Origin of the sequence: Burkholderia sp. Bmkn7, from assembly GCF_041103175.1 — a bacterium.
Lineage (GTDB): Bacteria > Pseudomonadota > Gammaproteobacteria > Burkholderiales > Burkholderiaceae > Burkholderia > Burkholderia cepacia.
In genome coordinates this window covers 146,052-159,567 of record NZ_JBGCUH010000003.1, presented here as the reverse complement: position 1 = coordinate 159,567, position 13,516 = coordinate 146,052, and the positions used below count along the sequence as shown (strand labels likewise).

Here is a 13,516-nt window from a genome sequence, read left to right as displayed (position 1 = left end):
GGCCCGGGGGCCGGATTCGACGATGGAAAGGGTGACGCGGGGCGGCGCGCGGCGCGGCCCCGCTGCCGGTCGCGGCGTTACTGCTGCGTTTTCGCCCCGTAGCGCTTCTGCCACGTATCGAGGATCGACTGGCGGTTCTTCGCCGACCACACGAAGTCGTTCTTCACGAGCAGGTCCGAGTAGTTGTCGGGGATGCCGGCGAGCTTGCGCGCGACACCCGGGTACGCGACGATCGCCCACCAGCGCGCGGTGATCTGATTCGCGTCCTTGCTCGCCATGAAGTCGGCCAGCTTCTTCGCGGCGTCGGGCTGCTTCGTCGTCTTCATGATCGCCGTGCCTTCCATGTCCCAGCCGAGCCCTTCCTTCGGGAACACGAGATCGATCGGTGCGCCCTGCGACTGCAGTTCGTGGCCGCGGAACTCGAACGAGATGCCGATCGGGAATTCGCCGGTGCCGGCGAGCGTGCACGGCTTCGAGCCCGAGTGCACGTATTGCGCGACGTTCCTGTCGAGCGCGTCCATGAATTTCCAGCCTTTGTCGTCGCCGAAGGTCTGCAGCCACGCGGTCACGTCGAGGTAGCCGGTGCCGGAGGAAACCGGGCTCGGCATCACGATCGCGCCTTTGTAGACGGGCTTCGTCAGGTCTTCCCACGACGTCGGCTTCGGGATGTTCTTCGCCTGCGCGGCGACGCGGTTGTAGCAGATCGTCGCGCCCCACACGTCCATGCCGACCCAGTGCGGCGGCGTGTTCGCGTCGCTGTACTTGCGCGTGAGCTGGTCGAAGCCCTTCGGCGTGTACGGCATCAGCATGCCCTGCAGGTCGAGCAGCGTGAGGCTCGACGCGGCGAGGCCGAGTACGACGTCCGCGCGCGGATTGTTCTTCTCCGCGAGCAGCTTCGCGGTGACCGAGCCGGTCGAGTCGCGCACCCAGCGGATCTCGATGTCGGGGTTCGCTTTCTCGAACGCGTCCTTGTACGGCTTCATCGCCTCGTCTTCCAGCGCGGTGTAGACGAGCAGCGACGTCTTTGCGTGCGCCGCCTGCGCGGCGCCGAGCGCGACCGCCGCGGCCAGCGCGAGACGGGCCGCGCCCGCCGCCCATGCATTCAAACGCTTGTTTACCGGCACTTCGTTCATCTTCAGACCCCTTGACTGTGGCGCCGCGGCACACGGCGGATGAGTGGAGACCAGCCCTCTTGCTGCTGCGTTGTTTTGCTTTCTGTTCTCTGCATGTTGTTGACAATCTACAAATCATCAATTTTAATGTCAAGCATGGAAAACACCTCCCTTCGGCGCGGCGCGGGCGCCGACGGCTCTACCCTTCGAACTGAAAGGAATGAACGTCATGACTGAAACGCCTGTATCCGTGGAAGTGAACGGCCGCCGCTACAACTGGATGCGCCGGTCGGTGGTGGTCGTGTGCGTCGACGGTTGCGCATACGAATACCTGGAGGAAGCCGCCGGGGCCGGCGTCGCGCCGTTCCTGCGCACGCTGCTGAAACCGGGCACGGCGCTCAAGGGCGAGTGCGTGGTGCCGAGCTTCACGAACCCGAACAACCTGTCGATCGTGACGGGCGTGCCGCCGGCGGTGCATGGGATAAGCGGCAACTATTTCTACGATCGCGACACCGGCGCCGAGGTGCTGATGAACGATCCGAAGTACCTGGTCGCCCCCACCGTGCTCGCGACCTTCGCCGAGCAGGGGGCGCGCGTCGCGGTCGTCACCGCGAAGGACAAGCTGCGCCGCCTCCTCGGCAAGGGGCTGAAGGGCATCTGTTTCTCGTCGGAAAAGGCCGACGAGGCGACCGTCGAGGAAAACGGCATCGACAACGTGCTCGAGCTGGTCGGCAAGCCCGTGCCGAGCGTGTACAGCGCGGACCTGTCGGAATTCGTGTTCGCGGCCGGCGTGCGCCTGCTCGAGACGCGCCCGATCGACCTGATGTACCTGTCGACCACCGACTACGTGCAGCACAAGTGCGCGCCCGGCACGGAAGGCGCAAACGCGTTCTACGCGATGATGGACACGTACCTGCAGCGCCTCGACGAACTCGGCGCGATCGTCGCGATCACGGCCGACCACGGGATGAACGCGAAGCACGACGATGAAACCGGCGAACCGAACGTGATCTACCTGCAGGAGCTGTTCGACGCGTGGCTCGGTCACGACGCGGCGCGCGTGATCCTGCCGATCACCGATCCGTACGTCGTGCACCACGGCGCGCTCGGCTCGTTCGCGACCGTCTACGTGCCGGCGTCGGCCGATGCCGAGGCGCTGCGCGCGCGGCTCGCCGCGGTCGACGGCATCGAGGTCGTGCTGACGGGCGCCGAGGGCTGCGCGCGCTTCGAGCTGCCGCCCGCGCGCATGGGCGACCTGATCGTGATCTCTAAGCAGGACGTCGTGCTCGGCACGCGCCGCATCAAGCACGACTTGTCGGGCCTCGACGTGCCGCTGCGTTCGCACGGCGGGATCTCCGAGCAGATCGTGCCGTTGATCTTCAGCCAACCGGTCGCCAGCGACGTCACGGGCCGCGCGCGGCTGCGCAACTTCGACATCATCGACATCGCGCTCAACCATCTGCAGTGATGCGTACGCATCCGCAAGGGGACACACTCATGAACGCCATTGCAGCATCGACGGACGTCCGCGAGATTCGTCGCGAAGCACTGCGAATCGACGGCGAACGGATTCATCGCGACGCGGTGATCGAAGTGCGCAACCCGTACGACGGCGCGCTGGTCGGCACCGTGCCGAAGGCGACACTCGACGACGTGCGGCGCGCGTTCGCGGCCGCGCGTGCCTACCGGCCGGCGCTCACGCGCCACGATCGCGCGGCGATCCTGCGGCGCGCGGCCGACATCGTGCGTGCGCGCACGGCGGAGATCGCGGCGCTGATCACGGCCGAGGCCGGGCTGTGCATCAAGGATTCGACGTACGAGGCGGGCCGCGTGGCCGACGTGCTGACGTTCGGTGCCGGCGAAGTGCTGAAGGATGACGGGCAGATCTTCTCGTGCGACCTGACCCCGCACGGCAAGAAGCGCCGCGTGTACACGCAGCGCGATCCGCTGCTCGGCGTGATTTCGGCGATCACGCCGTTCAACCACCCGATGAACCAGGTCGCGCACAAGATCGTGCCGTCGATCGCGACCAACAACCGGATCGTCGTGAAGCCGTCCGAGAAGGTGCCGCTGTCGTGCTACCTGTTCGCGGACATCCTGTACGAGGCGGGCCTGCCGCCGCAGATGCTGCAGGTGCTCACCGGCGACCCGAAGGAGATCGCCGACGAGCTGATCACGAACCCGGCGATCGACCTCATCACGTTCACGGGCGGCGTATCGATCGGCAAGTCGATCGCGGCGCGGATGGGCTACCGGCGCGCGGTGCTCGAACTCGGCGGCAACGATCCGATCATCGTGATGGAAGACGCCGATCTCGACGAAGCGAGCACGCTCGCGGTGTCGGGTTCGTACAAGAACTCGGGGCAGCGCTGCACCGCGATCAAGCGGATGCTCGTGCACGAGTCGGTGGCCGATCGCTTCACCGAGCTGGTCGTCGAAAAAACGCGCGCGTGGTCGTACGGCAATCCGGCCGATCCGTCGGTGGACATGGGCACGGTGATCGACGAAGCGGCCGCGAAGTTCTGCGAGCAACAGGTGAACGACGCGATCGCGCGCGGGGCGCGGCTGCTGGTCGGCAACGTGCGCGACGGCGCGCTGTATTCGCCGACGGTGATCGATCGCGTGACGCCCGACATGCCGCTCGTCAAATACGAGACGTTCGGGCCCGTGTCGCCGATCATGCGTTTCCGCGACATCGACGAAGCGATCAGGATGTCGAACAGCACCGACTATGCGCTGTCGTCGTCGGTGTGCACGAACCGCTTCGACCACATCACGCGCTTCATCACCGAGCTGGAAGTCGGCAGCGTGAACGTGCGTGAAGTGCCGGGCTACCGGCTCGAACTGACGCCGTTCGGCGGCGTGAAGGATTCGGGGCTGGGGTACAAGGAAGGCGTGCAGGAAGCGATGAAGAGTTTCACGAATACGAAGACGTATTCGCTGCCGTGGTAAGCGGTGTGTAAGCCGCGCGCACCGGTTTCGCGGCCGGTGCGCGCGTCGGTCCGAGCGTTGATCGACGCGTTATTCGATCGGCTCATATCGATAGCCGATTTGCGTTTTTGCCGTGCCTCGACGCATCGGTAGAATTCGCGGACTTCTCGAACGGCACGCGCGTGCCGCGGGATCATTCCCTCCAATCATTCGGGGTCCGCACCATGAAAATCCTTCGCTCCATCCTGGTCGTCGCCATGCTGCAGGCCGTTTCGGTCACGAGCGCACTGGCTGCCGACGACCTGTCGCAGATCAAGTCGTCCGGCGTGTTCCGGGTCGGCACCGAAGGGACGTACGCGCCGTTCACGTACCACGACGAGAGCGGCAAGCTGACGGGCTTCGACGTCGACATCGCGACCGCGATCGCGCAGCGTCTCGGCGTGAAGCCGCAGTTCGTCGAAGGCAAGTGGGACGGGTTGATCGCCGGCCTCGACGTGAACCGCTACGACGCGGTCGTCAACGAAGTGTCGATCACCGACGCGCGCAAGGCGAAATACGATTTCTCCACGCCGTACATCACGTCGCGCGCGGTGCTGATCGTGCGCGCGGACAACACGACGATCCGCTCGTTCGACGACCTGAAGGGCAAGAAGTCCGCGAACACGCTCACCAGCAATTTCGGCAAGCTCGCGGCCGCGCATGGCGCGGACGTGGTGCCGGTGCAGGGTTTCAACGAATCGATCGACCTGCTGACGTCCGGGCGCGTCGACGCGACGATCAACGATTCGCTGTCGTACCTCGATTTCCGCAAGCACAAGCCGGACGCGAAACTGAAGATCGCGGCGACCGACGCGAGCGGCGCCAGCGATGCATCGGGCGTGCTGCTGCGCAAGGGCAGCCCCGCGCTGGTGGCCGCGATCGACAAGGCGCTCGCGGACATCAAGGCCGACGGCACCTACGCGAAGATCTCGCAGAAGTATTTCGGCCGCGACGTGTCGCAGCCGTGACGCGAGGCTGAACGATGCCGGCCTGGCTTCACCTGATGGCGGAATCGCTGAAGCCCCTGCTCGTCGCGGGGCTCGTGTTCACGGTTCCGCTCACGCTCGCGTCGTTCGCGATCGGTCTACTGCTCGCGTTCGGCGCGGCGCTCGTGCGGCTGTTCGGGCCGCGCTGGGCGCAGGCCGTCGTGCGGTTCTATATCTGGCTGTTTCGCGGCTCGCCGCTGCTCGTGCAACTGTTCGTGATCTTCTACGGCCTGCCGAGCGTCGGCATCGTGCTCGATCCGCTGACGGCCGCCGTGATCGGCTTCTCGCTGAACGTCGGCGCGTACAACGCGGAGGTGATCCGTGGCGTGATCGAATCGATTCCGAAGGGGCAGTGGGAGGCCGCGTACTCGATGGCGATGACGCGCCCGCAGGCGCTGCGCCGCGCGATCCTGCCGCAGGCCGCACGCGTCGCGCTGCCGGCTTTGTCGAATTCGTTCATTTCGCTGGTGAAGGACACGTCGCTCGCGGCCGTGCTGACCGTGCCGGAGATCTTCCAGGCCGCGCAGCGGATCGCGGCCGTGACCTACGAACCGATGATCCTCTATACGGAAGCCGCGCTGATCTATCTGCTGCTCAGTTCGGTGCTGTCCACGCTGCAGCGTCGCCTCGAAACCCGCTTCGGCCGTCACGCACTGTTCCAGGCGGAGTTGCGATGATCCGGCTCGAACGCATCGACAAGTCGTTCGGCACGCAGCGCGTGTTGCACGGGATCGACCTCGCCTTGCAGCCCGGCAGCGTGACGGCGCTGATCGGGCCGTCCGGCAGCGGCAAGAGCACGCTGCTGCGTTGCGTGAACCTGCTCGAAGTACCCGAGGCAGGTGCGCTGACGGTCGGCGACGCCCGCATCGACTTCTCGCCGGCGCACCGGCCGGCGCGTGACGCCGTGTTCGAGGTGCGCCGCCAGACCGGCATGGTGTTCCAGAACTTTCAGCTGTTTCCGCACCTGAGCGTCGTGCAGAACGTGATGGAAGGGCTCGTCACCGTGCAGCGCTGGTCGCGCGAACGGGCCCGCGAACGCGCGCTCGCGCTGCTCGAGAAGGTCGGTATCGCGAACAAGGCCGACGCGTGGCCCGGCACGCTGTCGGGCGGCCAGCAGCAACGCGTCGCGATCGCACGTGCGCTTGCACCGTCGCCGCAGGTGCTGCTGTGCGACGAGCCGACGTCGGCACTCGATCCGGAGCTGTCCGTCGAAGTCGTCGAGGTGCTGCGCCAGCTCGCGCGCGAAGGCACGACGATGCTGATGGCGACGCACGACCTGCGCCTGGCCGCGTCGATCGCGCACGACGCGGTGTTTCTCGCGGAAGGGCGCGTGGTCGAGGCCGGCGCATCGCGCGACCTGTTCGGCGGCCCGCGCGATCCGCGCACCGCGAAGTTCATCTCGACGCTCGCGCAGGGCGTGCCGGTGTTCTGACGCGGCACGCGACAAGCGGCACCCGGTACAGGCGGCGTCAACCTTTCCCGGGCCGGTCGAGCACCGCCGCGACGATCGCTTCCGGCGCATCTTCCTGCACCAGGTGGCCCGCGCGCGGCACCGTGATCAGCTGGCCGCCGGCGATGCGATCGGCCAGCGCCTGCCCCTGTTCGAGCGGAATCCACGCGTCGTCCTCGCCCCACACGATGCGCACCGGAAAGTCCGGCGGCGCGTAACGGGCCTCGGCTTCCTCGATGTAGTGCTGGCGCATCTGCGCGATCTGGCGATAGAACGCGGCCTGGCCGGCTGGCGTGAGCCACGGCGCGCGGTAGATCGACAGCGCGTCGTCGCTCAGCGGCCGGGCGACGGCGTTGCCGAGATAGGCCGACACGAGTGCGTGATGCGCATACGCGGGCAATCCGGTGAAGGCGGCTTCGTGCTGCGCGACGTGGCGCACGAACGGCGAACCCTGCGGCGCGATCGCGACCGGGTTCACGAGCGTGAGATCCGCATAGGCGACGCCGTCGAGGAAGTGCGCGCGCAGCACGGTGGCGCCGCCGTAGTCGTGCGCGAGCACGCGCGGTCGCGAAATGTTCCACTCGTCGAGCATCGCGCCGAACAGCGCGTTCTGGCGGCCGAGCGACACGTCCGCATCCGGCATGTCGGATTGACCGTAGCCGAGCAGGTCGTAGAAGAACACGCGATGACGGCGCGCGAGCCACGGTGCAATCCGCCGCCACACCTGCGACGAAAACGGCGTGCCGTGCACGAGCACGAGCGGCGGCCCTTCGCCGAACGTTCCCCAGGCAATCCGGTGGCCTTCGAAGGTGAAGCGGTTGGCGAGTTCGAGCATCGGCATCTCCGTGCTAACCTGTTTTGGTTGTTAACAGGTTACTCCGGATCGTCCGGGTGTGAAACCGATAGGTGAAAATAAATGGTTACTCGACACGAACCCGTGCGACATTCGCATGAATGGGGGGCAGCTGATTTCGTCGGCGGCCATCCGGCGCTCGATTTCCTCAACACGGTAGCCGACACGGGCAAGACGCGCGACGCGGACAAGTTCGTCGACTGGCCGGCCGTGCATGCGTGGGCGGAGCGCTCGGGGTTGCTGGCGCCGGCCGATCTGGCGCGGTTTCTGCGTCATGCGCGGCAGGACGACGCCGACGCGCTGATCGCGCTGCATCGTTTTCGCGAGGAGGCTTACAGCGCGATCGCGCACCTGACGGCCGGCGGCGGCGGCACCGCCGGCGCGCGCGCGGCGGGCCGGCTCGCCGTTGCGATCCGCGAGGCGATCGGGCGCAGCGCGTTCGATGCGGTCGACGGCCGGTTCGCGTGGCGGCCCGACGCGCGCGTCGCGTCGCGCTGGGTCGACGCGGCCGCACTCGGGTTCGAGCATCTGCTGCGCAGCGACGATTTTGCGCGCGTGCGCCAGTGCGGCCGTTGCACGTGGTTCTTCGTCGATCGCGGGCGCGGCGTCGGGCGGCGCTGGTGCGACATGCGCACCTGCGGGAACCGCGCGAAAGTGGAGGCGTTCAGGGAGCGGTGACGTGCGCGCCGAGCCGGTCGTCGTGCCGCGCGGTGCACGGCCGGCACGCGAACGTCATGGCGCGGTTTCGTGCGGCGGGTGTTCCGGCCACAGCGTCGCGGCGATGAACAGCCCGGCCGCAAGGAACGGCGCGCCGATCGCGAACAGGATGGCCGTGAGGCCCCAGTGATCCCAGAAGCGGTCGACCACCGCGCGCTCGGGTGTGACGGGGTCGTACAGCACGTTGACCGCTTCGCCTTCGTGCAGGCCCGGATGCGACGACGCCGAACCCTGCGCGAACCTGATCTGGCGTCCGCTGTCGGTCGTGAACGCGACGATCGCCGAATACAGCGACGTGCGCGCGCGAGGCGAGTGCGTGTTTTTCGCGATCTCGACGACATGGCCGGTGGAACGCGCATAGTGGTGGATGACCTGCCACTGGCGCAGGCCGGCCGCACCGGCGCCGGCGATGAAGCCCGTGCCGATCGCGATCGGAATCAGCACGATCGCGATATCCCAGCGGCTGCGCACGTGCTTGCGGGCGCGGCGGACCGGCGGCGGGGCGGACGACCGGCGGCGGCGCTCGCCGGCGATCAGCAGGCCGCCGATCGCGAACGATGCGATGGCGAGCAGCGCCGGCACGATCGCCGGAAACCAGCGTTGCGCGAAATCGTCGATCAGCGCGGGGCGTTCGGGGTGGCCGGGGTCGAGCCATACCTCGACGTTCTCGCCGATGTCGTAGGCGGGGACGGTCGATGCGGTATTGCCGGCGACTTCGCGGCGCTGGCCGTCGTTCGCGAGGTACGCGACGATCGGCCGGTACGCGCGCATCGCGTCGCTGTCCTGCACGATGCGCACGACCGTGCCCGGTGCACGGACCAGCTGGCCGGTCGCCTGCCCGGCCGTTACGGCGAGCATGCCGGCCAGTACGAGTAGCACGACACCGAGCGCCATCGCGACGAGTGCGTCCCTACCCGGCATGACCGGATCCGTTTCGTCGTGCTTCGCACCGCGGATTCCGGCTTGATCGGGGGGATGGCGCGACCCGCCGAACCGGCCGATATCGGCGCAACCAGGCCCTCTGAATGGTCGCGTCCCGTTCACATGCTTCCATGTCTGACGTCCCATGCTCTCTCAGTGCCGGCGGGCGAACGACAGTGCCTGCGCCGGTCGTGTGATATTTGTCGGACGATTCTAGCGGAAACGATGCGGAAGATGGGTGCGCTCGCGTACCGCGAGGGGCGCGCAACGCGAAGCGACGCGGCGTGAATGAAAAACGGCAGGAAAGCGGCAGGCGTAAACGGAAAAGGCCGGTCAGCTTGCGCTGACCGGCCTTTGAAATTCCTGGTGGGGCGTGAGTGACTCGAACACTCGACCTACGGATTAAGAGTCCGCTGCTCTACCAACTGAGCTAACGCCCCCAACAGAAGAAAGATTATGCACGAGCATTTCAGGCTTGGCAAGTCCTTTCTGCAAATTTCCTGAGAATATTTCGTCACGACAACGGTGGCTGCCGGCCCGATAACGAGCGATCGCAGTTTTCGTGCTCCCGGTATGATGACGCCACACGTGTTGCGCGGCGGTCGCGCAACGCTTTCTGGGCTTTCGAAGATGGACGAAAACGCAGTCCGCGAATTGCTGGATCGCCTGCTGGCCCCCTGGGTCCGCTCGCTCGGTCTGGTCCCCGTGTCGATCGGCGACGACAGCGTCACGCTGCGCCTGCCGTTTTCCGGCGAATTCCGCCATTCGGGCGGTGTGATCTGCGGCCAGGTGTTCACGGCGGCCGCCGATACCGCGATGGTGGTCGCGATCTCGGCCGCGCTCGGCGAGTTCCGGCCGATGACGACCGTGTCGTTGAACACGAACTTCATGCGTCCCGTGCGCAAGGGCGACGTGCTCGTCGCCGCGCGCGTGCTGCGGATGGGCCGCAATCTCGTATTCGGCGAAGTCGAGCTGTTCGACGAAGACGGCAAGATGGCCGTTCACGCGACGTCGACCTACGCGCTCGTCAGCTGAGCGGCGCGATGTTCGACCAGATCGTCTTTGCGGGTGGCGGCAATCGCTGCTGGTGGCAGGCCGGCTTCTGGGACGTCGCACAGCCGGCGCTCGGCCTGCGCCCGCGCGTGATCACCGGTATCTCGGCCGGCGCGGCAACCGCCTGCATGCTGTATACACGCGACGCCGCCTGGGTGATGTGCTATTACGAAGAGGCGCTGCGCCACAACCGGAAGAACGCGTACTGGGGCAACCTGTTCGGGCGCGAGCCCGTGTTTCCGCATTACCGGATTTACCGTCAGGCGCTGCTCGACATCTACGGCGAACCGTTCGCGAAGCTTGCCGCGGCGCCGGAGATCCGCATCGGCGTGTCGCATGTGCCGCGCTGGCTCGGTGCGCGCAGCGCAGTCGCCGCCGGTCTTGTCGCGTACAACATCGAGAAGTACGTGCGCAAGACGCTGCACCCGACGCTCGGGCGCACGCTCGGCTTTCGGCCCGAATTCGTGCGTGCGCAGGCCTGCACGCAAGTCGAGGAACTCGCCGACCTGATCCTGCAGTCGTCCTGCACGCCGCCGTTCACGCCGGTGCTGCGCCGCGGCGGCCGGCCGGTGCTCGACGGCGGGATGGTCGACAACGTGCCGGTCGACGCGCTCGACCCGGCGCCGGGCGACGTGCTGGTGCTCGTCACGCGGCTGTATCCGCGCCCGCAGATGTTCACGGTCGCGCATGGCGAGCAGCGTCGGCTGTACGTCCAGCCTTCGAGCAAGGTGCCGATTTCGAGTTGGGATTACACGAGCCCGTCGCAGATGCGGCATGCGTACGATCTCGGTCGGCGCGACGGCGAGCATTTCCTCGCGCGCGTGGATGCGATGACGGGCGGCCGCGTGGCCGCCTGACGATCGGGAATGGAGGAGCGGGGCTGCGGCGTGCGCAGCCCGCGCGGTCAGCGCTTGCGGATCGGCGTCAGCGCTTCCGGGTTGGCAACGCTCGACATGTCGCCGTCGTCGAACGCGAGGATGTTGCGGAACGCCGCGCTGAAGTAGAGCTCGTAGCTTTCGCGCTCGACATAGCCGATGTGCGGCGTGCAGATCACGTTTTCCATTCGCAGCAGGCTGTAGCCCTGCAGGATCGGCTCGCTCTCGAACACGTCGATTGCGACCATCCCCGGACGGTTGTGCGACAGCGCGTTGACCAGTGCGTTGTCCTCGAGCAGTTCGGCGCGGCTCGTGTTGACGAGCAGCGACGTCGGCTTCATCCGCATCAGGTCTTCCTGCTTCACGATCCCGCGCGTGTCGTCATGCATGCGCAGGTGCAGCGACAGCACGTCGCTCTGCTCGAACAGCGCTTCGCGGCTTTCGGCGGCCGTATAGCCGTCGGCGCGCGCGGCCTCGAGCGAATGCTCGCGGCCCCAGATCAGCACGTTCATCCCGAACGCCTTGCCGTAGCCGGCGACGAGCCGGCCGATCTTGCCGTAGCCCCAGATGCCGAGCGTCTGGCCGCGCAGTACCTGGCCGAGGCCGAAGTTCGGCGGCATGGCCGACGTCTTCAGGCCCGACTGCTGCCAGGCGCCCTGCTTCAGGTTCGCGACGTACTGAGGAATGCGGCGCTGGGCGGCCATCACGAGCGCCCAGGTCAGCTCGGCGGGAGCGACCGGCGAGCCCGTGCCTTCGAGCACCGCGATGCCGCGGTCGGTACAGGCTTCGAGATCGATGTGGCTCGACACGCGGCCGGTCTGGCTGATCATGCGCAGGTTCGGCAGCTTTGCGAGCAGTTGCGACGAAATCGGGGTCCGTTCGCGAATCAGCACGAGCGCCTCGACTTCCGCCAGACGGCTGGCGAGTTGTCCCAATCCGCGCACCGTATTGTTGAAGACCTTCACGTCGTGGCCGGCAAGCATCTCGAAGCAGTTCAGCTTGCGGACGGCGTCCTGGTAGTCGTCGAGGATGGCAATTTTCATGATGAGCGGGTGTCGCGCGTTGAAAGCGGCGGTGGCGGCGGCGCACCTCGCGCACCCGTCCCGCCCGGCCGGGGCCGACATGATGCTATGTCAGCCGCCTTCGTGGTGTCTTTTTAACAGGTTGTTACGCTCCGCCGCAATTGGCGGCGGCCTGACCCGGCGCCGCTCGCGGCCAGGGCAGAAGGGTGCGCTGTTGTGTCGCATCAAATACGTCCTTCCTGATTCGGCCGCTTACACGACGAGGTTCACCCAATTGTTGTCCCAATCGGAATAATTGGATCAACTATCCGCAGAGGGCGAGGATTTTTGACTATTTTTATCGTCAACCGGGGCCTTGTTGAGCAACTCTGCATCATTTCCGCTGTCGTAGGAGAATTACGCATTTGCTTCATCTTTTTGAAGTTGTAACAGCGGCAGGAGTCGTTTATGGATCATTTGCAGTCGATGCGCGTGTTCGTCAAGGTTGCAGATCTCGGCAGTTTCGCGCGGGCCGCGAGTGCAATGGATATCTCCAACGCGGTCGCGACGCGTCACGTCGCCGATCTGGAGGGCAGGCTCGGCACGCGTTTGCTGAACCGCACCACGCGCAGCCTTTCCCTGACCGAGTCAGGCCAGGTCTATCTGGAGCGTGCCCGCCAGATCCTCGATGAGCTGGAAGACGTCGAGCAGATGGTCGTCGCGCGCAATCACGAGCCGGTCGGCACGCTGCGCATCGTCGCGCCCGTCGTGTTCGGCCTGCATAACCTCGCGCCCGTGTTGCAGTCGTACACGGAGAATTTCCCGAAAGTGGTGCCGGATCTCACGCTGGTCGACCGGCAGGTCGATCTGGTCGAGGAAGGTTTCGATGTCGGCATCGTCGTCACGCGCCAGATGCGCAGCGCGAGCATCGTCACGCGGCGCCTGACCACCGGCTGCATGACCGTGTGCGCGACGCCGAGCTATCTCGAGAAGCACGGCGTGCCGACCCATCCGGAGCATCTCGCCGAGCATCCGAGCCTGAGCCTGCCGACCGAATACTGGGGCGACGAGCGTGTGTTCACGGGGCCGGACGGCGAAGTGCGTGTGCGCCCGACCAACGTGATCGTCGCGAACAACACCGCGATGCTGCGCCAGTTCGCGCTGCTCGGGATGGGTGTCGCGATCCTGCCGAGCTACCTGATCGGCAGCGACATCGCGCGCGGTGCGCTCGTGCGGTTGCTGCCGGATTTCCGGCTGCCGCAGGTCGAGATCAACATCGCTTACCCGAGCCGGCGCCATCTGCCCGCGAAGGTGCGCACGTTCATCGACCACCTCGTCGAGCACTTCAGCCACTCGACCGACGCAACGATGGGTGAGCAATGGGCCGCGCAGAGCTCCGCGCTCGCGCCGATCGGTGTCGAGACGCGTGCCGAGCAACCGGAATCGGCCGACCCGAACCTGTCGCCGCGCCTGCCGCGTTCGCCGCGCACGCGCGTCGCGGCGCCGTCGCCGCTGTAACGGCGCGATAGCCCGGGCGGCCGGGCGTCGGTTACCGCGTCGGTTACCGCCGGCACAAAG

The 13,516-nt window shown here is 66.6% G+C and carries 13 protein-coding genes and 1 tRNA gene; 9 read left to right on the top strand and 5 right to left on the bottom strand.

Annotation, left to right across the window (positions count from 1 at the left end; all coding sequences use genetic code 11):
- Positions 1-77: 77 nt before the first annotated feature.
- Entirely contained in the window at positions 78-1,133 is a 1,056-nt protein-coding gene (locus tag AB3K92_RS22145) for a putative 2-aminoethylphosphonate ABC transporter substrate-binding protein (RefSeq protein WP_021157963.1), read from the bottom strand.
- A 208-nt stretch (positions 1,134-1,341) separates the two neighbouring features.
- Here AB3K92_RS22145 and phnA point away from each other — a divergent pair, with 208 nt between their 5' ends.
- The 5 genes from phnA (at position 1,342) to AB3K92_RS22120 (ending at position 6,500) form a co-directional block, all read left to right on the top strand.
- Complete coding sequence (phnA, locus tag AB3K92_RS22140; RefSeq protein WP_369465842.1) at positions 1,342-2,580, top strand: phosphonoacetate hydrolase; 1,239 nt, start codon at positions 1,342-1,344, stop codon at positions 2,578-2,580.
- 29 nt (positions 2,581-2,609) lie between these two features.
- Entirely contained in the window at positions 2,610-4,064 is a 1,455-nt protein-coding gene (phnY, locus tag AB3K92_RS22135; RefSeq protein ID WP_060229586.1) for a phosphonoacetaldehyde dehydrogenase, read from the top strand.
- A 203-nt stretch (positions 4,065-4,267) separates the two neighbouring features.
- Complete coding sequence (locus tag AB3K92_RS22130; RefSeq protein ID WP_369465841.1) at positions 4,268-5,050, top strand: amino acid ABC transporter substrate-binding protein; 783 nt, start codon at positions 4,268-4,270, stop codon at positions 5,048-5,050.
- A gap of 14 nt (positions 5,051-5,064) precedes the next feature.
- Entirely contained in the window at positions 5,065-5,745 is a 681-nt protein-coding gene (locus AB3K92_RS22125) for an amino acid ABC transporter permease (protein ID WP_059496608.1), read from the top strand.
- Positions 5,742-6,500 (top strand): amino acid ABC transporter ATP-binding protein, encoded by a 759-nt coding sequence (locus AB3K92_RS22120; RefSeq protein ID WP_369465840.1) that lies wholly within the window; start codon positions 5,742-5,744, stop codon positions 6,498-6,500. The genes AB3K92_RS22125 and AB3K92_RS22120 overlap by 4 nt, the downstream gene beginning before the upstream one ends.
- Before the next feature lie 37 nt (positions 6,501-6,537).
- Here the strand turns inward: AB3K92_RS22120 and AB3K92_RS22115 are convergent, their stop codons facing one another.
- Positions 6,538-7,353, bottom strand: coding sequence for an alpha/beta fold hydrolase (locus tag AB3K92_RS22115; RefSeq protein WP_219707209.1), 816 nt, complete (start codon positions 7,351-7,353; stop codon positions 6,538-6,540).
- A gap of 81 nt (positions 7,354-7,434) precedes the next feature.
- Between AB3K92_RS22115 and AB3K92_RS22110 the strand changes: the two genes are divergently transcribed.
- Positions 7,435-8,049, top strand: coding sequence for a CGNR zinc finger domain-containing protein (locus tag AB3K92_RS22110; protein ID WP_369465839.1), 615 nt, complete (start codon positions 7,435-7,437; stop codon positions 8,047-8,049).
- A 54-nt stretch (positions 8,050-8,103) separates the two neighbouring features.
- On the opposite strand, the gene AB3K92_RS22105 is transcribed toward AB3K92_RS22110, so the two are convergent.
- Together AB3K92_RS22105 and AB3K92_RS22100 are read right to left on the bottom strand one after the other, a co-directional pair.
- Positions 8,104-9,009 (bottom strand): DUF3592 domain-containing protein, encoded by a 906-nt coding sequence (locus AB3K92_RS22105; protein WP_369465838.1) that lies wholly within the window; start codon positions 9,007-9,009, stop codon positions 8,104-8,106.
- A 364-nt stretch (positions 9,010-9,373) separates the two neighbouring features.
- Positions 9,374-9,449: transfer RNA gene (locus AB3K92_RS22100), tRNA-Lys, on the bottom strand.
- Between the two features lie 190 nt (positions 9,450-9,639).
- On the opposite strand from AB3K92_RS22100, the gene AB3K92_RS22095 reads away from it, so the two are divergent.
- Complete coding sequence (locus AB3K92_RS22095) at positions 9,640-10,044, top strand: PaaI family thioesterase (RefSeq protein WP_369465837.1); 405 nt, start codon at positions 9,640-9,642, stop codon at positions 10,042-10,044.
- Between the two features lie 8 nt (positions 10,045-10,052).
- Positions 10,053-10,919: a patatin-like phospholipase family protein gene (locus AB3K92_RS22090; protein ID WP_369465836.1), complete on the top strand. Its 867-nt coding sequence runs from the start codon at positions 10,053-10,055 to the stop codon at positions 10,917-10,919.
- A gap of 47 nt (positions 10,920-10,966) precedes the next feature.
- Here AB3K92_RS22090 and AB3K92_RS22085 read toward each other — a convergent pair whose 3' ends face one another.
- Positions 10,967-11,980 carry a D-2-hydroxyacid dehydrogenase family protein gene (locus tag AB3K92_RS22085; RefSeq protein WP_021159860.1) on the bottom strand — a complete coding sequence of 338 codons (1,014 nt, stop codon included), beginning with the start codon at positions 11,978-11,980 and terminating at the stop codon, positions 10,967-10,969.
- A gap of 426 nt (positions 11,981-12,406) precedes the next feature.
- Here AB3K92_RS22085 and AB3K92_RS22080 point away from each other — a divergent pair, with 426 nt between their 5' ends.
- Complete coding sequence (locus tag AB3K92_RS22080) at positions 12,407-13,456, top strand: LysR family transcriptional regulator (protein ID WP_021159861.1); 1,050 nt, start codon at positions 12,407-12,409, stop codon at positions 13,454-13,456.
- Positions 13,457-13,516: the final 60 nt, after the last annotated feature.